We start from the raw sequence: 23,447 nt of genomic DNA on the forward strand, positions 1-23,447 counted from the left end.
CGCCTCATGCCCCGCCACCACGCACACCCCGGTCCTTCCCGACGCAAGGTCCTGGCCACTGTGGCCGGTGGGGCGGGCGGCGTCATCCTCGGCGGCGTCGGCGCGCAGTCGGCCACCGCCGGTCCGTCCGGCCCCCGGCGGCGCACCTACGTCCTGGTCGTCGACGGATGCCGCCCGGACGAGGTACGCCCCGTCCTCATGCCGCGGCTGTCGAAGCTGCGCGACGAGGGCACCACGTACCCGGCCGCGCAGTCGCTGCCGGTCATGGAGACGGTCCCCAACCACGTGATGATGATGACGGGCGTGCGCCCCGACCGCTCCCAGGTACCCGCCAACTCCGTGTACGACGCCGCCGAGCGGACCGTGCGCGACCTGGACCGGCCGGCGGACCTGCGGGCGACGACCGTCTTCGAACTGCTGCGCGCCAGGGGGCTCACCGGCGGTACCGTGCTCTCCAAGCGCTACCTGTACGGCATCTTCGGCACCCGCGCCGACGTCCAGTGGAAGCCGGAGCCGCTCCTGCCTGCCACCGGGCACGCCCCCGACTCCTTCACCGCGGACGCGGCCATCGCCATGATCGACGGCTCCGACCCGGACCTGGTGTTCGTGAACTTCGGCGACGTGGACCGGGTCGGCCACAGCGACGTCACCGGCACGACGGTGGAGGCCGCCCGCAAGAGCGCGCTCGCCGCCACCGACCACCAGGTCGGGCGGCTGGTCGACCACCTCGTGGAGACGGGCAAGTGGTCGACGAGCGTGGTCCTCGTGCTCGCCGACCACTCCATGGACTGGTCGCTCCCCAGCGCGATGGTCTCCCTCGCCCCCGTCCTGGACGCCGACCCGCTGCTGAAGGACCGGTACGCCATCGCCCAGAACGGCGGAGCCGACCTGCTCTACTGGACGGGCCCGGAGGACTTCCGGGACCGGGCCGTCGCACGGATGCGCGAACTGACCGCGGCCCAGGAGGGCGTGCTGTCAGTGCACGCCCCCGAGGAGCTGCGCCTGGGCGACCGGGCCGGGGACCTCGTCGCGTACGCCCGCCCCGGCCACCGCTTCACCGACCCGCGTCCGTACTCCAACCCCATCCCCGGCAACCACGGTCATCCGGCGACCCTGCCCATCCCCTTCTTCGTTTCCGGCGGCTCGCCCCTCGTCCGCCGCGGCCACGTGAGCGACGCTCCGGCCCGCACGGTCGACGTGGCCCCGACGGTCGCCGCCCTGTACGGGCTGCGCGCCCCCTCCGGCGGCTGGGACGGCACCGCCCGCACCGACGCCTTCGACCGCGCCGCGAAGTAGGGCGCCTCCGGCGGATGCGGGCCGGAGGGGTCCGTCGCCGAGGAGGCGCGGCCGGCCGCCGTCCGTCGCCACCGGATATGGGACACACCGCCCGACGGCGCATTCGACCGGACCGCCTCCCTGGTTGCGCGTGTCTTCGACGCGCCCATGACGACGGTGGCGATCGTCGACGTGGACCGGGTGTGGTTCATGGCCGCCCACGGCCTCCACGGTGTCACCGAGATCGACCGCGGCCCGGCCAGTGCGCCTCCGCCGTCCTGCACGGTGAGCCCTGCGTGGTGACCGCTACCGGCACCGATGATCGCGCCCTGGCCAACCGGACGCGGTCATCAAACATTACGCTGGCCGCGGCGGGCGCCCCTCCGCCCTGGCCCTACGGGCAAGACGCGGCGCATCCTCGGTCATGCCGCCATTCGTCGTGTCCGTGCGGGCCCCTGCCTATCGGGGCTCTGGAGGTCGGTGATGTCGACGCCGACCAAAAGACCCATCAAGACTTGGATGCCCGTGCTGCTCGTCCTCGTCGCGATGCGGATTTCCGGCCCGGGCGCGGACGAACCATGCGCGGACACCTTGGTCTGGACGCTCGGAAGCGTCTTCTTCCCCTCTGCGCCATAGACGCAAGGTCAATTCCGCCAGCCGTTATCGATCAGGCGGCAGCGTGAGTGCGGGCCAGAAGGAGGGCGATGTCGTCGTCCACCGGCCCTTCAGGGGCCAATGTGTCGATGACAGATGTGCACAGGTCCTCCAGGCTGGAGACGGGGTCGGCGAAAGCGGTGCGCAACCGCTGTAGTCCACGGCCGATATCGTGGTCCATCTCGATCAGACCGTCGCTGTACAGCCCTATCACGGTGTTTTCCGGCAGCTCCACCTCCGTCGATTCGTAGGAGTTCAGTCCCACCCCGATGGGTGCACCTGGAGGCACTTCGGCAAAGTCGACCGATCCGTCAGGGTAGACGATCACGGGTGGGGGATGGCCAGCACTGCACATGATGAATCGCTTGATTACCGGGTCGTACACGCCGTAGAAGCAAGTGGCTCCGAAAGCAGAGGGGTCGTCTTCGGAACGGTCCCGGGCTATGTCGAGCGTGAGTTCATCCATCAGGCTTAGCAGTTCGTCGGGCGGCAATTCCAACTTGCTGAGCGCGCGAGTCTTGGCACGCAGGCGTCCCATTGTCACGGCTGCTTGGGTGCCGTGACCGACGACATCTCCCACGACCAGGGCCACGCGGGCGCCGGATAGTCGTATGACGTCGAACCAGTCGCCGCCGACGCCGCTGTATGTGTCCGCTGGCAGGTAGCGGCCCGCCACATCCACTGTGCTGCCCCCTGACAAGTGGCGTGGTAGCAGGTCCCGTTGAATGGCGAGCGCTGCGGTTCGCCCTCGCGCGAACCGCAAAGCGTTGTCGATGATCAGGGCGGCCCGGGCCGCGAGTTCCTCTGCGAGTGCGAGGTCCGCCCTGCTGAACGGGATCGGGTCTTCGCTGCGTACGAAAACGGCGATGCCGAGCATCGCACCGCGGGCCTCCAAAGGGACGATCATGAGGGAGTGCATTCCGGTTTGGTGAATGACACGGGCTCGATCCGGGTCGTTGTCAAGCCACGTACCGGGGGAGGTGTCGAGTACAGGTTCGAAGTGAGACCTATGGGTTTCGAGTACGGCTGTGAAAGGGGATGCCGGCGGTACGTAAACCGGTGTTCCGCGTGCCCAGAGAGACTCGCGGAGATCGTCGTGAATGGACGCGGCGCCGGCTCGGTAGAAGCCGGGAATGCTTATGTCGGTGGGCTTGAGGCGCCTCAGGGGCTCCTTGTGCAGTGGCACAGGCTGCACGAGGTCGATGGTGACGTAGTCGGCAAGATCCGGTACTGCCGCCTCCGCGAGACTCTGACTGGTCACCAAGGGGTCAAGATCTGTGCCGATGCGGCTCTTCGCCTCATTGAGCAAGTGGAGTCGCCCGCCTTCCTCCCCGGTTCCGGCCTGTACAACCACAGAACACACGCCCAGCGGTAGACCGTCCGACCCATCGACACGGAGCAGGTCGACGCGGTAGTAGCAGTCGGGAACCCGGGTCTCGGCCGGCCACAGTTCGTGCCCGAGCAGCGGCTCACCGCTGCGGAGGACGCGCATCATGGCTCGCTTCAAGTACTCTGGGTGACGAGCACGCAGGAAATCGGTGACATAGCCACCCAACTCTGGCTCGGGGCTGTAGATCTCCTGGTTGTGAACGCCGTCATTGAACCAGACACAGTGCAATTCCCGGTCCCAGATGGCCAGACTGATCGGCGAGTGGTTGAGAAACGCATCTACCGCGGCCGGATCAACGCCTGGCTGGCCACTCGCGTTTGTCCCCCACACGAGCCAGCCCGCGCCACCGTCATAGTCCAGAGGAATGGCCCACAGGTATGCAATAGCCTCATGGCCGTTGCGGCGGCGGATCCGTATATGTCCTGACGAGGGGCTGCCGCCAAAGAACCGGGAAACTTCCGCGGCGCTCGAAGCCAGCAACACCTCGGCGGGACCATACAGCACCTGATCAGCTGTATAGCCCCATAGGCGCTCGGCAGCCACTGTCCACACGGAGACCGCCATATCGGCATCGAACACTGCCAGAATGCCAGCGGACATACAGCAAGTATGCCGCGCCTGTGCCGGTCCATGCCACCGCAGGAGGATACGCCCGCTACGGACTGCGTTTCCTGGCATCCGCATGCTCATGGTGTAGGTCGAGACGTTCACCGGGTTGCGGGTCGATCAGCTCGGCCGATTGCAGGAAGCGGTTCGGGGCGTGGTGGCGAGGGCTGTGGGTGGGGTCGTCCTTGCCGGCCCGTCGAGTTGGTTGTCGTGGCCATCGACCCACCTGGCGGTTCGCCTGATCTTGGTGGCAGTCGCAGCCCCCGCCTGGCTCTAACGACGGCACAACCCTCGAGCGGTCCATGGAAACGGCCGTCTCAGTGCGCCGTCGCATCCAACGCTGTGCTTTCGGCGACCGGACGCCACTGCTCGAGTTCGGCGCGGATGTCGTCGAGCCGACCGACCACGCGGGCCACGCAGTCGGCGCCGAGTTGGAGGCGAACCGGCTGGTGATCAGCTTCGGCGACGTCGGCGATGACGCGTGCGAGCTTCACCGGATCGCCCTCCTGGCGATGGTTGGTGGTCTCGGCGAACTCTCGAGTGCGGCCTGCGGTCTCCCGGTACTGCTCGATTTCGGCGGCCACGGTGTGGAGCGAACTGCCGTCAAGAAAGTCCGTCCGGAACACACCTGGCTCGACGATGGTGACCTGCACACCAAGAGGCGCCAATTCCTGTCGCATCGCCTCGGAAATTCCCTCGACAGCATACTTGGTGCCGCCATAAATGCCCCAGCCCTGGTCCACGGCGATTCCGCCAACCGAGCTGAAGTTGAACACCCGGCCCGCGCCCTGTCGGCGCATGACCGGCAGCACCGCGCGTGTGACGGCGAGCAAGCCGAACACGTTGGTGTCGAACACCGCCCGGACCTCCGCGTCGCTGGCTTCCTCGACCGCGCCGAGCAGTCCGCGCCCGGCATTGTTGACCAGCACATCGACCTTGCCGAACCGTTCGAGCGCGACCTCGACCGAAGCCTGGGCCTGGTCCTCGTCCACCACGTCGAGCGGGGCGAGCGCCAGCGCGTCGCCAGCGTCCGGGAACGCCTCAGCGACCGACTCGGGGCGCCGCGCCGTGGCGACCACCTGATGACCGCGTGCGAGTACCTCGCGGACGATTTCCCGGCCGAAGCCCCTGGAAGCTCCTGTCACGAACCATACAGACATATTAGTCCTCCTACGGATCAAACATCAATTATAACGCTAAAGAGATGAAAATGGTCGAGACCGATGGTTGGCGAAAACGCGCAAGCTTGTCTGCGCACGGCGGCTGCCGCCTCGATCGCTTCGCCCAATGGCACGGCTCGCGGCGGGTCGGCACGCTTCCTTGTAAGGCAGGACCCCCCTGTGGACTCGTCGAGGTCGACGAGTCCACAGGCGCACAGGGAGAGGCAGCGCAGCACCTCTGCGCGTGTGAGAGGCCGTTCTTCGGGAGCCTGGACCTGTTGCCGGGCGAGGAGTCGTGGAGGTGGCGGATGCCGTCGATGCGGGCGGTGCTGGAGACGCGGCAGAAGGCTGCAGCCGCGCAAGTGAAGCACCTCGAAGCCGAGCTGGAACGGGTGCGGGCGGCTCTGGGGGACGCCGGGAAGGTGCACCGGCGCCGGGTGATCGGCCTGGAGCAGTACTTGAAGGCGCTGGCCGAGGAGGACGCGTCCGCCGACGTGGCCGGCGAGATGTCACAGAAGAAGGTGGTCGGGCCGCGCCGGGCGGTGCCTCACCGGCAGCACGCGAGCGAGGTGATGGAGCTGTCGCCGGACTATCGGGCGTTGATGGCCGCCGCGGTCGATGCGGGAGACGACGGGCTCGGTGCCCGGCGGGCGGCGGTGGTGCTGGGCTGGGACAGTGCGACCGTCTCCCGCGTCGAAGGTGCCAGGGCACGGCTGAAGCGGCTGGTGGAACGGGGCTGGCTGGTCGAGGCGAAACCGGGCAAGTTCACGCTGCCTGTCCCGCCTTCGCGGCAGGACGCGGGTGCCGGCGGCCAGGCGGCGGCTCATGAGCATGGTCATCGACCACAGGACGACGGCTTCGCCGGTGTCGGGGCGACGTTCGTAGTCGCGGACCAGGCGCCGGCTGCGCAGAAACCAGGCGAACGATCTTCCACGACCCAGCGGCGGGGCAGCATCTGGAACCCTCGTGTGTTGTCGCTGCGGCGGACCACGTCGAGGACGATATCGAGCTGGGCTGTGCTCCAGTCGACGAGGTGCCCGGTGCGCAAGTAGGCGCAAAAACGAGTGCCACGTTGGTGCAAGCAGGAGCCTGCATCGGCGGTCACCCTCACGGATGGCTATGAGTATCGTGACCCACTCGACCAAAACAGAAGGCAGGTCGAGTACAGCATGTACGTAACTAGCAGGGTCCTGGACAGACACCTTGCGAGTTCGAACACCTCAACAGCACTCAAGCCCTGTCAGATACGGGAACCGAGGCCAGCATGCGATCTGTGGTCACGTTGAAACTCGTTCTGGCAGACCCACGGTGATTCTTTCGCGTGAGGTGTCGCGCTGGCAGCGGATGCCAACGCACCCTGTCGGTCACTGCGACTATCCTCACTCAGGTGACGCTTTCTTACGATAGCAACGGAGATGGCCCAGCCCTCGTCTTGCTGCACTCGTCTGTGTGCGACCGCGGCATGTGGGACCCACAGGTGCCGACGCTGTACGACGCAGGCTATCAAGTGGTGCGATGCGACTTCCGAGGATTCGGAGACTCGCCGGTAGCGAACCAGCCGTACAGTGATGCTGCGGACGTTTGCGACCTCCTTGACTACCTGAATCTTGAATGCGCCGCTCTGATCGGATCTTCCCATGGAGGTGAAGTAGCATTGGAAGTGGCGGCGCAGCGGCCGAGACAAGTACCCGCTCTGGTGTTGCTTTGCTCTGCGATTCCTGGGCATGTACCAGGGCCCGAATTGAGGGCCTTCACTGAACGGAAGACTGCACTGCTGGCAGCGAACGATATTTCCGGAGCGGTGGACCTAAGCATCACGACGTGGTTGGGCTCCGATGCCAGTGCGGAGGTTAGTGAAAACGTCCGGCGCATGCAACGGCGCGCATTCGAAATGCAGACATCGGCTAGATTTGACTCAGTCAGTGAACCGGTAGAACTCACACGGATCACGGCTTCATGTCTGACTATTTCTGGGGCGCATGACCTGTTGGATTTTCGGGAGATTGCAGCTGACATGCCGAAGCGGATCGCTGGTGCGCGCCACCTTGAACTGCCTTGGGCCAGTCATTTCCCAAGCCTTGAGCGACCCGCAGCGGTGATGGACCTGCTGAGAGATTTCCTCAACGAGGAATATCCCACTCGTCGGAATTAGTAGCAGAATTCCCACTGTGCAGACGGGCCCCGCATGGTGGCCAAGCAGTCTGTTAATGGTAGTGCTGCACCGGGAGTTGAGCATACGTGCCGCGGGGAAATGTTGTCGTGGATCGTGCCGGACAAGCCACCGGTTCAGAGGTAGCACCGACCTAACGAGCTGCCAGGTTGCTCTACGCGCATAAGCTACTAATCGTCGGCGCTTACCCTGCAAGTCGGCGCAGGGAGGGAAACACGGAGGTGTTCAGTCATGTCATCCCTCAGTCCGCCGACGGACGAGAAACTCACACGCAGGGCGCAAGCAGGCGAGACTGGGGCTCTCGGATTGCTGTTGGCTCGCCATCAGGCTTCGCTCGATGCAGGCGGTGGCACTGAGTTTGCTCGGGTATGGGCCCGACGCAGAAGACGCGGTTCAGGAAGCCGCCCTGGTTGCGCTGCTGCGCATCGGTGACGTCCGGGACCCACTCAGCCGTGGGTGCATGGCTGCGGGCCATCGTGTGCAATGCCGCCAGACCCACCTGCGCTCTACGCGTGAGACGCCGGGGCTGGACAGCTTCGATCATCTTCCGCTTCGCTACCACGAGCCGTCGCATCCGGAGCGACTCATCGAACAGCACGCGATGCGTGACTGAATCTGCCACGCAGTGGAGGAACTTCCGCAGCAGCTCCGGTTGGTGCTGGTACTGCGGCACTTCAGCGGCATTACCTCCTGCCAGGAGATCGCCGCCGCTTGCGAGATCCCGGTCAGCACAATGCGACTCAATCAGGCCAAGGGGAAGATGGCTGGCTTGTTGTTGTCGGCCGCGACGCAAGCACACAGCGATGCTTTCGTTCTCACGGAGGAGAGCCGACACGAGGCAGTGGCGACCTTGGAAGTCTCTGAACGTGGTGTGCTGCCCCAGGAAATCTTGGAACTGTGGCCGGCGGAGACCGAGATGATCGGTGAACTCGGAAAGCCTGGAGAACGCGTCCACCCGGTCCCCGTCATGCGCCGGATTCTGAGTGCTGGCGTGCGCCAGCGCGTGCAGAAGCTTCAGGTGGTCTTTCCCGACACTGCACACTGACTCTTGTGTCACAGCCTCGCCACCTCCTCAGCAACAGAGCTGTCATCGACTGCAGGTCGTGAAGCCATCGGTGAGCTCCGGGACGACGTCGAAGGTGTCGTCGACCACGCCCTGGTCCACGAGGCCAAGATCGGAGCCTCGGCGTCCTTGTTGATGGCCACGATTGTTTTTTAGGTCCTTATACCATGTCCTCATGGTCAGTTTTCGGAGCCGTTTGTAGCAGCAGAGGGCTGCGGCCAATCCGACGCCGCAGGTGAGGCACGTCGTACGCCTTGTCCGCAGGAAGGCGTTGGGGCTTGGAATCGGTCGCGTGGGTTTCGTGTCCCATGTGGAAATGGGACAGCATCGGCTCCAGGGTCTGGCTGTCGTGGGTGTTGGCGGCGGAGACTCCGACACGTAGAGGCAGTCCGTTCGCGTCGACAGGGCATCTCGGAACCGGGCTTACCCCGGTCCACGGAGCTCGGACTCGCAAGTTCGCCCCTTCTCAGCCCTCACATGGGCAGAGTCAAGGACCGCGCATAAGCCGGAGCATATTGTGATGCAGCCGTCCCCAGACCCCGGCTCGCGACCAGATGACGAACCGGCGATGGACAGTCGACTTCGACGCCCTGAAGCACGGTGGCAACGCCCGGCCAAGCGCAACCGCTGACCAGCACATAGATGATCGCGGCGAAGACCGCCTCATCATCGAGGTTCGCTACCCCGCCCCCTCGCGGACGCACCCGGGCCGGCGGCAACAACGGCTTCGCTATTTCCCGCAGTCCGTCCGGAACGATCCATCCCCAACGATCCACCTCCCACGCCCAGGACGCTTGTCAACTGACCATGTAGGACACGGGCCTGAGCGCGCGGCCGCAAGGTCCGAGTACTGCCGGGGGCGCCACTGCCCGTTGGCGGAGGACCGGACGACGTGCGACTGCGCTGCACGGTGCTCGACGACTCCCAGCAGGTGGCGACCGAGATCGCCGACTGGTCGCCGGTCGCGGACGGCGTGTCCTTCGACACCCATTCACCGACGAGGACGCCCTCGCCGCGGCGCTCACCGACGTCGACATCGTGGTCACGCTGCGCGATCGCGTCTCCTTCCCCGCATCGCTGATCGCCAGGCTGCCCCGGTGTCTCGACGGCCGACTCGTCTCCGTCCACCTGGCCCTCGGCGACCGCACCCGCGGCCTGCTCGGCCCCGCCGAACTGTTCCGCGCCGCGATCGTCGACCAGGACACCTTGCTCGCCTCGCTGCGCGAGGCGACGCCGCACCTGGGCTACGTCTCGCGCACCGACTACGCCACGTACTACGGCCAGGCGGTCGAGGCGATCCGGGCCTACCTCGCGGGCTCCCCCGGTACGGCGCCTGCCCGCGCCCCCCGCCTCCGGCACCGGCACCTACTACCGCTGCCCCGGCCGTGCCCCCGTGCTCAGGGCCCGGACGCTCAGGCGATGCCGGCCCGGACGGACTGATCCGGCCGCCAGTACGTTCCGCCGCTCCGGCGCAGATGGTCGAGGTCCACCAGGTAGCGCCGGAGCGTCACACGGTCGACGTCGCCGTCGTCGCACCAGGCGCGCAGCTTCTCGTCGACGGTGCGTTCCGGGTACTCCGCGCCTGGCGTGAAGGTCTGCTCGGCGATGTGCCGCAGCACCACCTTCTTGCGCGTCCAGCGCGCGGGGAGCCGCACCAGTCGCCCGTCCTTGACGAAGGTCCTCACGATCAGGCCCGCCCGGTCGTCGGCCCCGGTGCGCCCGGCGGTCTCCGCGGCCGGCCGGCCCGCGCGGGCCAGTTCCCCGAACCGTTCGTGGGCGACGACGAGGCCGCCGTCGTCCCCGGACGTCACCACACCGTGCTCCCGCAGCCGGCGCAGTGCGGCGGCGGTCTCCATCGAGGTCAGGCCGGCCGCCCGGCCCACCTCCGCCGCGCTGTCCGCCCCCAGGGCCACGGCCGCGAAGGCGCGCACCCGGCCCTCGTCGGCGAACAGGGCGGGCAGCGCGGTCACGCCGGACTGCGCGACGACGCCGGGCAGGTCGGCGCATGCCGACTGCCCCAGCGTGCCGGGGAACGGGGCGGCCTGGTCGGGTAGGTCGTCAGTCATGCCCGGGAGGCTAGTGGACACCCCGGCACGGGGCCGAACGGTTTTCGGCCCGCCGACGGCTCCTATGCCTCTGGCGCCCAGCACCCTGGCTCAAGCCCCCAGGCACCCCACCGGCACCCCAGGCACCCGCGGTCCCAGGGGCTCCAGAAACCCAGAGCAGCCCAGAGGTGCACGCGTCCAGAACCCCCTTACCCCACGCTCTTGTTCAAAAAGGGTGATCCTCACATTCCCCCGTTACCCCTCTCCGACCCGTCGCGTTGAACCAGCAGTGCGGTGGCGCGTCCTGCCGCCGTACCACCCGAGTCAGAAGGAGAACGTGATGTCTCGCATCGCGAAGGCCACCGGTGTCGCGCTCGGCGCCGGTGCCGTCGTGCTCAGCGGCACCGGCCTGGCCATGGCGGACGCGGGCGCCAAGGGGGCGGCCGTCGGCTCGCCCGGCGTCCTGTCCGGCAACGTCGTCCAGGTGCCGGTCAACGTGCCGATCAACGTGTGCGGCAACACCGTCAACGTGGTCGGCGCCCTGAACCCGGCCTTCGGCAACACCTGCGTGAACGGTGACGTCGAGAAGGACGACAAGCACAGCCAGGACGGCAAGAACGGCGGCCACAAGGGCTGAGTCCCGTGGCACCAGGAGAGCCCCGGCCGTCCCGGCCGGGGCTCTTTCGTGTCCGCCCAGTCCGCTCAGGCGTACTGGTAGATCCGGCTGTGGTCCTCCAGCTCGTCCGGCGTCACGTCCCAGGGCGGCAGCCGCTCGTGCCGCGCGACGACCCGACCGTGCTGGGCGTCGCCCGGTCCGGGCGGCTCGGCGGGCAGGTAGCGGGTCCCGCGGTGCCGGGCCTGCCAGCGGGACCACTGGAGGTCGACGAAGGCGTGGTGCAGCCAGAACACCGGGTCGTTGACGGACGCGCCGCCGACCATGGCCCCGCCGACCCAGCGGTGCACGCGGTTGTGGTTGCGCCAGGAGGCGCTGCCACGGCCGGTCCCCCATCCCTCCAGCTTGTTCCTGAACCCCTTGCGGACCGTGGAGTCCCAGGGCGCGGTGTCGTACACCGGGTCGTCGAGCGCCCACTCCAGGTCGCTCTTCGTGGGCAGCTCGATGGGGTTGCCGGAGCGTCCGAGATCCCGGGTGAGGTACTCGGTGCCGGTGACGTTCTCCTTGATGGTCCAGTTGCCCGTGGCGTGGGCGAACGGCCCGGTGGTGACCCGGCGGTCGGAGCGCCGCCCGGTGCCGCCGAGGAGGTCGGCGGTCCAGGGCGAGGACGAGGTGGTGCGGTCCTTCGTCCAGTCCCAGTACGGCACCGTCACCGACGAGTCGACCCGGCGCAGCGCCTGCTCCAGGTCCAGCAGGAACCTGCGGTGCCACGGCAGGAAGGACGGGGCCATGTGGGCGGTGCGCAGCCCGTGCTCGCCGTCGGAGACGTAGTACTCGATGTGGATGCGCACGAACTCGTCGTACTCACCGCGGCGTTTCGTCTCCAGCAGCGCGTCGACGAACCGCCGCTTCTCGGTGCCGGTCAGCGTGGTGACGTCCTTACGCGTGTACACCACGGTGCCCCCCGGAACCGTGCCCGAATTGGTGTCGGCCGTCACCGGCCGGTGCCTCGCGCAGGGGCTCGCCGCCGAGTTCGTCGACGGCGGCGCGGGCCGCGGCGAGGGGGGTGGGATACGACCGGTAGTGGTCGATCATGCTCAGCCAGCCGCCGTCGGCCCGGCGCATCAGATGCAGCGGCCTGCCGTCCACGGTGATGTGCCACGCGCCGGCGGAGACGGCGTGCCCCGCGGCCGCCCTGGCACCCCGAATGCGGCGGCCTCGGTAGGTCGCGTCGAACGCGGCGGTCCCGGCGGGCCCTGCGGCGTGCGGCTCGGGGCGTGCGGGCCGTGCGCCGGTCCTGGTGAGAATGTCCTCGATGCCCTCGGCGGCATCGGGTGCCGGGGAGGGCCGGGAGGCCGTGACCAAGGGGGTCAGTGCCACGGCGAGGGCCGGGGCGAGCAGACCCCGCAGCATCCCGCGCCGCGTCCCGTGACCGGGTCCGCCTCTCGCGGGAGCCGTCGCGTCCCGTTCCCCGCCGCTCGCTGCTCCGCCCACATCAACGATCATGGCTTCTCCTCGTCCGTTTCCGGTGACCCGTACCATCGGCCGAGCGGCGGCCCCCGCGGTCACCGCTCGTGCGGCCGCACGGAGCACCGGCCGCCGACACCGGCGGAAGTACTCGGGCACACGCTTCGTCCCCCGGCGCGCACGCCGGGGGTTTCTCACGGGATGACCGTGCGCCGAGCGCGGGTCAGCCACCCAGCGGGAGGCCGCCGAGCAGCCGGTCACCGGAGTCCAGCTGGGTGCTCACGTCCTTCACGGTGTGCAGCACGGATTCCTTGTTCTCGGTGTCGAGCAGTTCCGACGGGGCCTTCTCCGGCAGGACGTTGACGGGGTCCGTGGTGAGCGTGCTCACGGCGCCGTCGAGGGTGCCGGCCGTGAGACCGGGGGCGTCCTGGGCGAACGCGGGCGCGGCGGAGCCGACGGCGGCCAAGGATCCGGCAACGACAGCGACGGCCTTGAGGGACTTCATCGTGTTCCTTTCTTCGGCAACTCACGTCGCCCGAGGGAATGCTGACGCCCTGCACAACGACACGGGCCGGGCGCGGAAACCATGAGCTCGGAAGACATATGAGATACGGGAAGGCGTCCTCACCCGATACGAAATCACTCCGCGGCCCGCCGAAATCCCGCGGCGTGCAACAGCAGGGAGACCGAAAAAAAAGGCCGTTGCGCCGCCCCGGGAGGGCGGCGCAACGGCCAGGTTCGCCGTCCGCGCGTCAGGAGGGATTCGCCTCCTGCGGGGCGGCCGGTACCGCGACCTCCGGTGCGGCGCCCTCCGGCGCGCTCGGCAGCGCGGGCAGCCCGGCCAGGTCCGCGGCCGGCAGTCCGCCGCCGACGAGCGTGGCGGCGACGACGTTGACGACGCCGGTCACCACGTTCTCGACGGCCGGGCTCACCTGTGCCGCGGTACCGGAGGTGGTGGCCTTGAGCAGGGCGTCGATCCGCACCTGCAGGGCGGCGTGCGCGGCGGCGGTCAGATCGGTGGCCGCCTGGGCGGCGTCATCGCTCTGTGCCGTGACCGGCGCCGGCAGCGTGACCGGGTTCCCGGCCTCCGGCGCGGTCACGACCGGCGGCTGGGCCGGGGTGCTCGTGCCGGGGGTGGTGGTGCCCGGGGTCGTGGTGCCGGGAGTCGTGGTGCCGGGCGCGGTCGCCGCGTCGTCCGCGTCCGCGGCGTCGGCCGCGAGGGCTTCCTTGACGGCGGCGGCGAGCTCGTCCGCCTCCTCGGCGGGAAGGCGGCCGTTGTCGGCCTTGAGGACGGCGTTGAGCAGGTCGGTGACCGGCGTGAGCACTCCGCCCAGTCCGGCCAGGCTGCCTACCTGGCTCAGCAGTTCCTCCGCGTCGGGGAGGGGTGCGCGGGACGCCGCGTGGGTGCGTTCCCGGCCCGAGTCGCCATCGGCCGCCATCACCGCCGGACCGGAAAGACCGATCAGGAGGCCGGCAGTGAGAGCGGTGGTGGCGATTCGCCGTGCGGGCAGACGCATGGGGGTTCCTTTCGGTGGTGCGTCGGGTCTTGTGCCCACCGTGGAAGCGCCCATGGCGCTCTGCAACCGATCACTCACCCCCCGCACCCGCCCGGCGTTTCCCGCACCGACGTCCTCCCTGGTGAGACGCCTGTCAAGACCTTCCGGCCGTGTCGGCACACGTAGCCCCCATTCGGGGCAGCACACGGCCGTCCGTCCGGCAACCGTCCGCCCCCTCAGCGAACCGGCCGCCCGTCAGCGGAGGAACCGCGGCACGGACGGCCGGTGCGGGGCTTTCGAGGCGACGTCAGTCGTTCACGCACTCATTGCCGAACGCCGGGTTCAACGCGCCGATGATGTTGACGGTGTTGCCGCAGACGTTGACCGGCACGTGCACCGGGACCTGCACCACGTTGCCGGACAGGACACCCGGGGAGTGGGCGGCGACGGCCTGCGCGCCACTGTCGGCGGCGGCGACACCGGCGGTGCTCGCCGCCGCGGCGGCGGCGACGGAGGTCAGGGCCAGGCCCTTCGCGATACGCGACATGGAGAGGTGCTCCTTGGAATCGACGCAAACATCCGGGCGGGTGCCCGGCGCAGTGTCAACGTGTCGCACCCGCACAAGTTGCGCCTCCTAACGAGTGATCCCGCGAGACACGCGGCATTCACCAATCCAACACACTTACCCGGTTTCGCCGGATTCCTACGGATAGCGGCTAGAGTCCCACTCCATCCGACGCAACCCCGTGCACCAGTGCGGGACATCGGCCAGGGCACTCTCCGGGGCTCCGATCGCCACGGTGATCCGCAGGTCTTCCGGCTCGTCCCCCGGCGGGACACGCGTACCGTTCACGCCGGCTCCCTGCGGTGACGAGTTCGCGCCTGTCCCGAACATGCTCCGTGAGCGAGGAAACTCGTATGCACCTGCCACCGACCGACTCCCCGCCGCGGGTTCTCCACGTCACCCAGCCGGTGGACGGCGGAGTCGCCCGTGTCGTGACGGATCTGACACGTGCCCAGGTCGACGCCGGGCTGCACGTCGCGGTCGCCTGTCCCGACGGGGCCCTCGCCGGCGAACTGCGGTCGCTCGGCGCCGACGTGCGGCACTGGCCGGCGACACGGTCACCGGGGCCGGCGCTGGCGCGGGAGGTACGGCGGCTGGCGCGCGTGATCGCGGACGTCCGTCCCGATCTGGTGCACGCGCACAGTGCGAAGGCCGGTCTCGCGGGGCGCCTCGCCGTGCGCGGGCGCGTTCCGACCGTGTTCCAGCCGCACGCCTGGTCGTTCGAGGCCGTCGGGGGGCCCGCCGCCGCCCTGGCGCTCGGGTGGGAGCGGTGGGGGACGCGGTGGGCGGCGCGGACGGTCTGCGTGAGCGACGCGGAGCGGCTGCGGGGGGTGCGCGCCGGGGTCCGCGGCCGGTGGGCGGTGATCCCGAACGGCATCGCTCTCGACCGCTTCCGCGACGACGCCGCCGGGGACCGGGACGACGCGGCCGAGGCGGACCCGGCACGGCTGCGGACCGGCGTCGGCCCGCGGGCTCCGCTGGTGGTCTGCGTGGGGCGGCTGTGCCGGCAGAAGGGTCAGGACGTCCTGCTGACGGCGTGGCAGTCGGTCCGCGCGCGCGTGCCGGGAGCCCGGCTGGTCCTGGTCGGCGACGGCCCTGAACACGCCCGGTTCGCCGCGCTCGCGTCGGCGTACGGATTCCTCGGCGACGGACCGGACAGGGCTCGGGCGAACGGCTCCGGCCGGGCAGCCGGCCCCCTCGGCGGCGGCCCGGACCCGGACCCCACCCGCCCCGACGGTCCCACCCCGACGCCCCCGTCGGCCGGTGAGGGACCGGCCCGGTTCCGCACCTCCGGGGGTACCGCCCAGGCGTCCGTCCTGTTCACAGGAGCCGTCGCCGACGCCACCCCCTGGTACCGGGCCGCCGATCTGGTCGTCCTGCCCTCGCGCTGGGAAGGCATGGCACTGGCCCCGCTGGAGGCGATGGCCTGCGGGCGGCCCGTGGTGGTGACCGACGTGGACGGCGCCCGCGAGGGCCTGCCGCCCGCTCTCGCCCCGCACTGCCTGGTACCGCCGGGGGACCCGACGGCGCTGGCCGACGCCGTCACCGGCCTGCTGCTCGACGCTCCACTGCGCGCGTCGCTCGGCCGCCGGGGGCGTGCGCACGTCTTGTCCCGGCACGACGTACGGCTCACGGCCGCGGCCGTCGCGGCGGTCTACCGCACCCTCCTCAGTGACCGGCGGACAGCGGAACCGCTCCCCCTGCCCGGCCGCGAGCCGTCACCCGCGCAGCCCCGCCTGCCCGGCGACCGGCCGACGGCCGCGACGCGGTCGTCCTTCGCCCCCATCGAGCACACGGAGTCCACGCACCCATGACCGCGGAAAGCACCGTTCCCGCCCCCGCCGGCCAGCCGCGCGACCTCGGCTCCCCCTCCGCCGTCTCGGTGCTGCCGCCCAGTACCGGCACCACGGGTTCCGGGTTTCCCACCGGGCGCCCCGCGACGCGGCCGGACTCCCGGGCGCCGCTGCTCGTCGCGGACGGAGCGGCGGCCGCGTTGCCGGGCGCGCTGGCCCTGACCGGCACCCCGCACCAACCGCTGCTCGCGGGCCTGCTGGTCGCCGCCGCGCTGCTGCTGTGCCCGCGCCCACGCCGACGGCTGCCCGGCGTCCTGGACGACCTGCCCGCCCTGTGCGGCCGGATCGCCGTGGCCTGGCTGGCGCTGGGGGCGTTCGCCGCGGCGTACGCCCCGCCGCACACGCTGTCCGCCCGCACGCTGCTCCTCGGCTTCCTGCTGCACGCGGCGGCGGGCTGCGCCGCCCGGGGCGCCGTGCACCGGCGGCGCCGTACCGCGCTGTTGAACCACCCGCGCGCGGCCCTCGTCGTCGGCCCGGCCGCGACCGCGCAGCGCGTGGCCTCGGCGGTGCTTCGCCACCCGCGCTGCGGGGTGCGCCCCGTCGGGGTCGTCTCCGACGACCCGGGCGGCGCCACCGGTCTGCCCGTGCTGACCACGCAGGAGGAGGCGCGGCGGGCCGCCGTGCAGAACGGCGTGCGCGACGTCCTGGTCGTGCACCCTTCCGCGCGGACGCGGCAGGAGTCGCTGCTGCGGGCGCTGGCCGGGGCCGGCTGCGCGGTCTGGGAGATCGACGCGGAGGTCCCCCCGTACCCGGGCCCGGACCGGCTCGCCGGGTTCTCCTGCCGGCGTCTGGATCCGGTGCGGCAGCGGTCGGGGAGCGTGGGCAAGCGGGTGCTGGACGTTACGGTGTCCGGGGCGCTGTTGCTGCTGCTGAGCCCGTTGCTGCTGACCTGCGCGACGGTGCTGCGGGTCATCGGCGGTCCCGGGGTGCTGTTCCGGCAGGAGCGCGTCGGCAAGGACGGCCGGCCGTTCACGCTGCTGAAGTTCCGCACCCACCGCCCGGCCGACGAGCACGAGTCGGCGACCCGGTGGAGCGTGGCGGACGAACGGCGCATGCCGTGGTTCTGCCGCTTCCTGCGCCGTACGTCGCTCGACGAACTGCTCCAGCTGTGGAACGTCCTGCGGGGCGACATGAGCCTGGTCGGCCCCCGCCCCGAACGCCCCTACTTCGTGGCCCGGTTCAGCCGCGCCCATCCCGGATACGCCGCCCGCCACCGGGTGCCGGCCGGCATCACGGGCCTGGCCCAGATCAACGGGTTGCGCGGCGACACCTCCATCGAGGACCGGGCCCGTTTCGACAACGCCTACATCGACGACTGGTCGCTGTGGCACGACGTCTGCATCCTGCTGCGCACGGCCGTCGCGCTCGTGCGCCCCACGGGGAGCTGAGCCCGGTGAGCCACGCCCTGCCCCTGGGGTCCGCGACGGGCCTGCGGCGGCTGCCGCCCGTGCTGGCCGTGGCCCTGGTCGTCGCGCTGCTCGCCCTGCCGGTCGCACCGGACGGCGGGGGCGGCGCCCATCCGGCCGACGCGCTCTCCGCGCTGGTGGTGCTGTACTGCGCCCTGCGCCTGGTACGGGACCGGCGGCACCCCCTGTCCCGTACGGCGGCCGCGGTACTGGGGCTGCCCGTGCTCGGGCTCGCCGTCGCCGCCGTGAGCGCGGTGTCGCCGGGCGCCGGGCTCGTCGGGTTCGGCCGCTACCTCCAGGTCTTCGTCCTCGTCCCCGCCGCCGTACTGCTGCTGATCCGCGGCCGGGACGACGTGCGGCTGCTCGCCTGGTCGATGGTGGGGCTGGCGGCGTGGCAGGGCGCGGTCGGTGTCCACCAGTACGTCACCGGGACCGGTGCCTCGTACCAGGGCGAGCAGATCCGTGCCGTGGGCACCTTCGGGCCGCAGGACGTGATGGGCATGGCCACCGTGGTCTCCCTGGGGCTGGTCTGCGCCGTCGGGCTGGCGCTGGGACGGACGCCGGTCCGCCACCGGCTGCTCGCCGCCGGGTGCGCGCTCGCCCTGCTGCTGCCGCTCGCCCTGTCCTTCAGCCGCGGGGCGTGGATCGCCACGGCCGTGACGTGCGCGGTGCAACTGCTGCTCGCCGGGGTGCGCAGGGCGCTGACGGTGGGGGTGGCCGCGGTCGCGGCGGGGGTGGTGCTCGTGGGCGGGTTCGGGATCGGCACGGCGATGCTCGAGGAGCGGGTCGGCAGCATCACCCAGGTCACCGAGGCCCCCGACCAGTCCGTCACCGACCGCTACACGATGTGGGCGGCGGCGGTCGGCATGTGGCGCGAGCAGCCGCTGACCGGCGTGGGCCTGAAGGGCTTCCCCGAACACCTGGACACCCACGCCTCGCTGGCGCTGTCCTCGGGCAGCGACACCGACGGCGCCGGCGCCGGATACCGCAAGCAGCCGTTGCTCTCCCCGCACAACATGTACCTGCTGGTGCTGGCCGAGCAGGGGCTGATCGGGCTTCTCGCGCTCACGGCGAGCTGGCTGGCGCTGCTCCTGCTGGGGCTGCGCGGACTGAGAGCGGCACGGCGCTCCCAGCCCGCCGGACCGGACGGCCTGGACTGCGCGCTGGTCGCCTGCGGGCTGCTGGTGTGGCAGCTGACCGACTTCGCCTACGCCGACATCGGCGGGCCGTCGACCGTGCTGACGGCGGTGTGCTTCGGGCTGGCGGCGTGGTGGGCGCTCGGGGCCGGCACCGGGGCCCGTTCCCGGTTCGGGCCCGGGGCTGTTGCCGGGGCCGGGTCCGGTACGGAGGTACCGGCGCGGTGAAGGGGACCCCGCTCCGTGCGGCGGACGAGGCGTCCGTCCCGTCGGCCCGGACCGCCGCGCCGGACGCGGACCGGGCGACGTCGGCCGCGGGCCGGTCCTCCACGCGCTTCCTCGCGCGTGCCGCCCTGCTCACGGCGGTGCTGTCGGTGGCCGGGTCGGTGCTCGGACTGGCCCGGGACCAGGCGCTGGCCCGGCTGTTCGGGGCCGGCGGCGAGACGGACGCCTTCCTGGTGGCGTGGACGGTGCCGGAGTTCGCGGCGACGCTGCTGATCGAGGACGGGCTGGCCTTCGCGCTGGTCCCCATGTTCAGCCTGGCCCTGGCCCGCCGCGCGCAGGGCGCCCCCGGGGACCCGGTCCGCGCGGTGGTCGTGTCGACCCTGCCCCGGCTGGCGCCGGCCTTCGTCGCGGTCGGCGCGCTGGTCGTCGTCTGCGCGCCCCAGCTGGTCGGGGCGATGGCGCCGGGGCTGCCCGAGCACGCCCTCGCCGTGGACTGCATCCGACTCACCGCCACCTGCGTCGTGAGCTTCGGGCTGGCCGGGTACTGCAGCGCCGCCCTGCGGGCGCACCGCCGGTTCCTGGCGCCCGCGGCGATCTACGTCGTCTACAACACCGGCATCATCACCGCGATGTTCGTGCTCGGCGGGCGCTGGGGGGTGCGCTCGGCGGCGGCCGGGGTGGCGGCGGGCGGCGTCCTGATGGTGGCGGCGCAACTGCCGTCGCTGCTGCGGCAGCTGCGCCGCCGGAACGACGACGGCGGCGGGGTGCGCCCGGTCCCGGACGACCAGGCGCGCCCCCTCGCCCTCGCCCTGTTCACCACCGTCCTGCTCTTCGCACTGTGCCGGCAGTCCCAGGTCCTCATCGAGCGCTTCCTGGCCTCCGGGCTCCCCTCCGGCGCCATCTCGCACCTGAACTACGCGCAGAAGGTGGCCCAGATCCCGATGACGCTGTCGCTGATGCTGTGCACGGTCACGTTCCCGGTGGTGGCCCGGGCGATGGCCGACGGCGACACCGAACGGGCCCGCGACCGCGTCGAACGGGACGTGGCGCTGGCGGCCTGCCTGGTGCTGCTGGGCGCGGCCATGGTGGTCGCCTGCGCGCCGCAGATCATCGGACTGCTCCTCCAGCGCGGCGCCTTCACGGCGTCCGACACGGCGGCGACCGCGAGCGTCATGCGCGTGTACGCCCTCGGGCTGCTCGGTCAGACCGTGGTGGGGGCGCTGGCCCGCTCCTACTTCTCGGCGGGCCGCGCCAGCTGGTACCCGCTGGGCGCGATGGCCGTCGGCATCGCCGCCACCGCCGGCATCGGCGCGTACGCGGTCGGCCCGTGGGCCGTGACCGGCATCGCCGCCGCGAACGCCGCCGGCATCACCGTGACCGCCGCCGTGCTGCTCGCCGGGATGGGCCCGCGCAGCGTCCCGGTCCGCGTCCGGCGCGTCCTGGGCGACCTGGGCAGACCGGTGGCGACGGCGACCGCGGCGACCGTCGCGGGCACGCTGGTCGCGGGCCGGTTCGCCGCCCCCGCCGTCTCCCTCGCCGCCGGTTCGGCGGCCGTCGTCGGCGTATACGTCCTGCTCGGCCGGGTCCTGCGCGTCCAAGGCATCGCGCCGGCCCTGGATTCCGTCCGCTCCGTCACACGAAGGCTCCCCCATGGCCGCTTCGGCTTCAGCTCCCGCTCCCGCCGGTCCCGTTGACGCACGCACGCGCACCGGCACACGCGCACGCACCCGAGTCGTCCCCTGGGTGGCGATGTACCACTCCGTCGGCGACCGCTCCGACGACCCGTACCGCATCACGGTCACGCCCGACCGGCTGGACACGCAGCTCGGCTGGCTGCGGCGGCGCGGACTGCGCGGTGTGCCGGTCGGCGAGCTGCTGGCCGCCCGGGCCCGCGGCGGGGGCCGGGACCTGGTGGGGCTGACCTTCGACGACGGCTACGCCGACTTCGTCGAGCACGCGCTGCCCCGTCTGCGCCGCTGGGGCTGCGGGGCCACCCTGTTCGTGCTGCCGGGCCGGCTCGGCGGCGACAACGCCTGGGACCCGCTGGGCCCGCGCAAGCCGCTGCTGACCGCCGACGGCATCCGGCACGCCGCCGCCGAGGGCGTCGAGATCGGCTCGCACGGTCTGACCCACGTCGACCTGACCGAGGCGGACGACACCGTGCTGAAGGCCGAGACCGCCGAGAGCAGGGCGCTGCTCGAGGAGTTGACCGGCGCTCCGGTGACCGGCTTCTGCTACCCGTACGGCACGGTCGACGCCCGTGCCGCCGACGCGGTGCGCGCCGCCGGCTACGCCTACGCGTGCGCCATCGACCCCGGCCCGCTGACCGGTCGGTACGCCCTTCCCCGCGTGCACGTCGGACAGCACGACAAGGCCGTGCGGCTCCTGCTGAAGACCCGGCTGCACCGATTGCGCCGCCGAGCCGCGACGGGGGTCTGAGATGAAGGCCCTGCACATCATCACCGGCCTCGGCGTGGGCGGCGCCGAGCAGCAACTGCGGCTGCTGCTGCGCCACCTCCCCGTCGACTGCGACGTCGTGACGCTCACCAACCCGGGCGCGGTCGCCGACGGGCTGCGGGCCGACGGCGTCGAGGTCGTCCACCTCGGCATGGCCGGCAACCGCGACCTGGCCGCGCTGCCCCGCCTGACCCGGCTGATCCGCACCGGCGGCTACGACCTCGTGCACACCCACCTCTACCGCGCCTGCCTCTACGGCCGCCTCGCCGCCCGCCTGGCCGGCGTCCGCGCCGTCGTCGCCACCGAACACTCCCTCGGCGACTCGCAGATGGAGGGCCGCCCGCTCACCCCGGGCGTCCGCGCCCTGTATCTGGCCGGGGAGCGGCTGGGCAGCGCCACGGTCGCCGTCTCCCCCACCGTCGCCGACCGGCTGCGGCGCTGGGGCGTGCCCGCGCCCCGCATCGAGGTCGTCCCCAACGGCGTCGACCTGGCCCGCTTCCGTTTCGACCCCGTCGCCCGTCTGCGCACCCGGCGCCGCCTCGGTCTGCCGGCGGGCGCGTACGTCGTGGGCGGCGTCGGCCGGCTGACCGAGGGCAAGCGGTTCGACGTGCTGGTCCGCGCCCTGGCCCGGCTGCCGGACGACTGCTGGCTGCTGCTGGTCGGGGGCGGCCCCGAGGAGCACGTCCTGCGCCGCACCGCGCACCGGGCCGGCGTCGCCGACCGTGTCCTGCTCACCGGCGAACGCCCCTGCGCCGCCGACGGCTCCCCCGGCCCCGACCTGCCCTCGCTCGCCTCCGCGATGGACGTCCTCGCCTCACCGTCGCCGGAGGAGGCCTTCGGCCTGGCGGCCGTGGAAGGCCTCGCGTCCGGCCTGCCGGTGCTGTACGCCTCCTGCCCGGCGATCGAGGACCTGCCCCCGGGCGCCGCGCCCAGGGCCCGGCGCGTCACGGGCGGCGACGAGGAGTTCGCCCGCGCCCTCGCCGAGGCCCGCGCGTCCGCCGGTCCGGGCCCCGGCCCGCGCACCGCGCCCGAGGCCGCCCGTCACTACTGCGTCACCCGCAGCGCCGCCCGATTGATGGACGTGTACGCGGCCGCCCTTCACCCACCCGTTGTCCCCGGCACCCCAGGGAGTGAGTTCCGCATGACCGAGCCCCTCACCCGCCCGTCGGCCGACCCGGCGGCCACGGTCCACGCCGAGCGGCCCGCCCGCCCCGGCCGCGCCCGCGCCGCCCTGCGCCGCGCCCGCGCCGCCCTGCGCCGCGTCCGGGCCCGGACCCGTACCCTCCCGCGCTGGTCCGCGCTCGCGGCCGCCGCCCTCGCCGGCGGACTCCTCGGCGCGGGCTACGGCCTGGTCGCCACCCCTCAGTACACGGCCACGGGTTACGTCGTCGCCGTTCCCACCGACAAGTCCGACCCGGCCTCCGCGCTGGGCTTCGCGCAGGCCTACGGCCGGGTCGCCACGCAGCTCGCGGTGCTCGGGGACGCGCAGATGTGGGCGGGCGTACCGGTGACGACGCTGAAGGAGAGCGTCCGCACGGCGACCTCGCCGGACGCGCCGATGGTCTCGGTGACGGCCACCTCCTCCCGCCCGGACCAGGCCGCCGACATGGCCAACGCGGTCTCCCGCGCGCTGACGCGGCACGCCGCGGACTCCGTCGACGACACCCACGTCGAGCTGCGCACGTTCGCGCGCGCCACCGAGCCCACCGAGGCGTCCTCGGCCTCGCCCGCCGTGACGGGGCTGGTGGGTGCGAGCGCGGGCGGTCTACTCGGCGGGCTGGCGCTGCTGGTCCGGCCGCGGCGCGCCGCGCGGGAGGCAGAGCGCACGGCGGCGGCCGTACCCGGGCCCGCCCCGGCGTCCGACAC

Annotated in this window: 21 protein-coding genes and 2 pseudogenes; 14 read left to right on the top strand and 9 right to left on the bottom strand. The window is 71.5% G+C overall.

What is annotated here, in order from left to right:
• Nucleotides 1-6: 6 nt before the first annotated feature.
• Together IE142_RS02650 and IE142_RS37290 are read left to right on the top strand one after the other, a co-directional pair.
• Entirely contained in the window at nucleotides 7-1,296 is a 1,290-nt protein-coding gene (locus IE142_RS02650; protein WP_191884181.1) for an alkaline phosphatase family protein, read from the top strand.
• Between the two features lie 147 nt (nucleotides 1,297-1,443).
• Nucleotides 1,444-1,578: a hypothetical protein gene (locus IE142_RS37290; protein WP_268252946.1), complete on the top strand. Its 135-nt coding sequence runs from the start codon at nucleotides 1,444-1,446 to the stop codon at nucleotides 1,576-1,578.
• 364 nt (nucleotides 1,579-1,942) lie between these two features.
• Here the strand turns inward: IE142_RS37290 and IE142_RS02655 are convergent, their stop codons facing one another.
• Both IE142_RS02655 and IE142_RS02660 read right to left on the bottom strand, forming a co-directional pair.
• Nucleotides 1,943-3,919: a SpoIIE family protein phosphatase gene (locus tag IE142_RS02655; protein ID WP_191884182.1), complete on the bottom strand. Its 1,977-nt coding sequence runs from the start codon at nucleotides 3,917-3,919 to the stop codon at nucleotides 1,943-1,945.
• A 323-nt stretch (nucleotides 3,920-4,242) separates the two neighbouring features.
• Complete coding sequence (locus IE142_RS02660; protein WP_191884183.1) at nucleotides 4,243-5,085, bottom strand: oxidoreductase; 843 nt, start codon at nucleotides 5,083-5,085, stop codon at nucleotides 4,243-4,245.
• 308 nt (nucleotides 5,086-5,393) lie between these two features.
• Here IE142_RS02660 and IE142_RS38695 point away from each other — a divergent pair, with 308 nt between their 5' ends.
• The 4 genes from IE142_RS38695 to IE142_RS02680 all read left to right on the top strand — a co-directional run bounded on the left by IE142_RS38695 (nucleotide 5,394) and on the right by IE142_RS02680 (nucleotide 8,300).
• Nucleotides 5,394-6,137 carry a hypothetical protein gene (locus IE142_RS38695; protein WP_370466292.1) on the top strand — a complete coding sequence of 248 codons (744 nt, stop codon included), beginning with the start codon at nucleotides 5,394-5,396 and terminating at the stop codon, nucleotides 6,135-6,137.
• 335 nt (nucleotides 6,138-6,472) lie between these two features.
• A complete protein-coding gene (locus IE142_RS02670; protein WP_191884184.1) occupies nucleotides 6,473-7,237 on the top strand; it encodes an alpha/beta fold hydrolase in 765 nt (254 codons plus the stop codon).
• A 355-nt stretch (nucleotides 7,238-7,592) separates the two neighbouring features.
• Entirely contained in the window at nucleotides 7,593-7,868 is a 276-nt protein-coding gene (locus IE142_RS02675; RefSeq protein ID WP_191884185.1) for a hypothetical protein, read from the top strand.
• A 12-nt stretch (nucleotides 7,869-7,880) separates the two neighbouring features.
• Nucleotides 7,881-8,300, top strand: a complete 420-nt coding sequence (locus IE142_RS02680) for an RNA polymerase sigma factor (protein WP_191884186.1) — start codon at nucleotides 7,881-7,883, stop codon at nucleotides 8,298-8,300.
• Between the two features lie 244 nt (nucleotides 8,301-8,544).
• Here IE142_RS02680 and IE142_RS36285 read toward each other — a convergent pair.
• Nucleotides 8,545-9,094, bottom strand: a pseudogene (locus IE142_RS36285) (IS5 family transposase); the annotation flags it as partial.
• Between the two features lie 262 nt (nucleotides 9,095-9,356).
• Between IE142_RS36285 and IE142_RS02685 the strand changes: the two are divergent.
• The gene (locus IE142_RS02685; protein ID WP_440862262.1) at nucleotides 9,357-9,758 is read left to right on the top strand and encodes a Rossmann-fold NAD(P)-binding domain-containing protein; all 402 of its coding nucleotides are present in this window, start codon (nucleotides 9,357-9,359) and stop codon (nucleotides 9,756-9,758) included.
• On the opposite strand, the gene IE142_RS02690 is transcribed toward IE142_RS02685, so the two are convergent.
• Nucleotides 9,731-10,384, bottom strand: coding sequence for a DUF2087 domain-containing protein (locus IE142_RS02690; protein ID WP_191884187.1), 654 nt, complete (start codon nucleotides 10,382-10,384; stop codon nucleotides 9,731-9,733). The two genes, IE142_RS02685 and IE142_RS02690, sit on opposite strands and share 28 nt — an antisense overlap.
• 319 nt (nucleotides 10,385-10,703) lie before the next feature.
• On the opposite strand from IE142_RS02690, the gene IE142_RS02695 reads away from it, so the two are divergent.
• A complete protein-coding gene (locus IE142_RS02695; RefSeq protein WP_191884188.1) occupies nucleotides 10,704-11,000 on the top strand; it encodes a chaplin in 297 nt (98 codons plus the stop codon).
• A 65-nt stretch (nucleotides 11,001-11,065) separates the two neighbouring features.
• Here the strand turns inward: IE142_RS02695 and IE142_RS02700 are convergent, their stop codons facing one another.
• The 5 genes from IE142_RS02700 to chpG form a co-directional block, all read right to left on the bottom strand.
• Nucleotides 11,066-11,932, bottom strand: coding sequence for a tyrosinase family protein (locus tag IE142_RS02700; RefSeq protein WP_043372813.1), 867 nt, complete (start codon nucleotides 11,930-11,932; stop codon nucleotides 11,066-11,068).
• Nucleotides 11,916-12,482, bottom strand: a complete 567-nt coding sequence (locus IE142_RS02705; protein WP_191884189.1) for a tyrosinase family oxidase copper chaperone — start codon at nucleotides 12,480-12,482, stop codon at nucleotides 11,916-11,918. Before IE142_RS02705 ends, IE142_RS02700 begins: the two co-directional genes overlap by 17 nt.
• A gap of 184 nt (nucleotides 12,483-12,666) precedes the next feature.
• Nucleotides 12,667-12,948: a hypothetical protein gene (locus IE142_RS02710; protein WP_191884190.1), complete on the bottom strand. Its 282-nt coding sequence runs from the start codon at nucleotides 12,946-12,948 to the stop codon at nucleotides 12,667-12,669.
• Between the two features lie 247 nt (nucleotides 12,949-13,195).
• The gene (locus IE142_RS02715; RefSeq protein WP_191884191.1) at nucleotides 13,196-13,960 is read right to left on the bottom strand and encodes a hypothetical protein; all 765 of its coding nucleotides are present in this window, start codon (nucleotides 13,958-13,960) and stop codon (nucleotides 13,196-13,198) included.
• Nucleotides 13,961-14,246: 286 nt separating this feature from the next.
• The gene (gene chpG, locus IE142_RS02720; protein ID WP_043372803.1) at nucleotides 14,247-14,486 is read right to left on the bottom strand and encodes a chaplin ChpG; all 240 of its coding nucleotides are present in this window, start codon (nucleotides 14,484-14,486) and stop codon (nucleotides 14,247-14,249) included.
• Nucleotides 14,487-14,857: 371 nt separating this feature from the next.
• Here chpG and IE142_RS02725 point away from each other — a divergent pair, with 371 nt between their 5' ends.
• From IE142_RS02725 to IE142_RS02750, 6 genes and pseudogenes are all read left to right on the top strand, one after another.
• Nucleotides 14,858-16,318, top strand: a complete 1,461-nt coding sequence (locus IE142_RS02725; RefSeq protein WP_191884192.1) for a glycosyltransferase — start codon at nucleotides 14,858-14,860, stop codon at nucleotides 16,316-16,318.
• Nucleotides 16,315-17,745, top strand: coding sequence for an exopolysaccharide biosynthesis polyprenyl glycosylphosphotransferase (locus IE142_RS02730; RefSeq protein ID WP_191884193.1), 1,431 nt, complete (start codon nucleotides 16,315-16,317; stop codon nucleotides 17,743-17,745). The genes IE142_RS02725 and IE142_RS02730 overlap by 4 nt, the downstream gene beginning before the upstream one ends.
• 5 nt (nucleotides 17,746-17,750) lie before the next feature.
• Entirely contained in the window at nucleotides 17,751-19,127 is a 1,377-nt protein-coding gene (locus tag IE142_RS02735) for an O-antigen ligase family protein (protein ID WP_191884194.1), read from the top strand.
• Nucleotides 19,124-20,818 carry a murein biosynthesis integral membrane protein MurJ gene (murJ, locus tag IE142_RS02740; protein ID WP_191884195.1) on the top strand — a complete coding sequence of 565 codons (1,695 nt, stop codon included), beginning with the start codon at nucleotides 19,124-19,126 and terminating at the stop codon, nucleotides 20,816-20,818. The genes IE142_RS02735 and murJ overlap by 4 nt, the downstream gene beginning before the upstream one ends.
• A 55-nt stretch (nucleotides 20,819-20,873) precedes the next feature.
• On the top strand, nucleotides 20,874-21,563 hold the full coding sequence (locus tag IE142_RS02745; protein ID WP_043377110.1) for a polysaccharide deacetylase family protein: 690 nt from the start codon (nucleotides 20,874-20,876) through the stop codon (nucleotides 21,561-21,563).
• A gap of 1 nt (nucleotide 21,564) precedes the next feature.
• Nucleotides 21,565-22,689 (top strand): annotated as a pseudogene (locus IE142_RS02750) (glycosyltransferase); the annotation flags it as partial.
• Nucleotides 22,690-23,447 lie beyond the last annotated feature (758 nt).

It is taken from the genome of Streptomyces mutabilis, assembly GCF_014649815.1.
Classification (GTDB): Bacteria; Actinomycetota; Actinomycetes; order Streptomycetales; family Streptomycetaceae; genus Streptomyces; species Streptomyces mutabilis.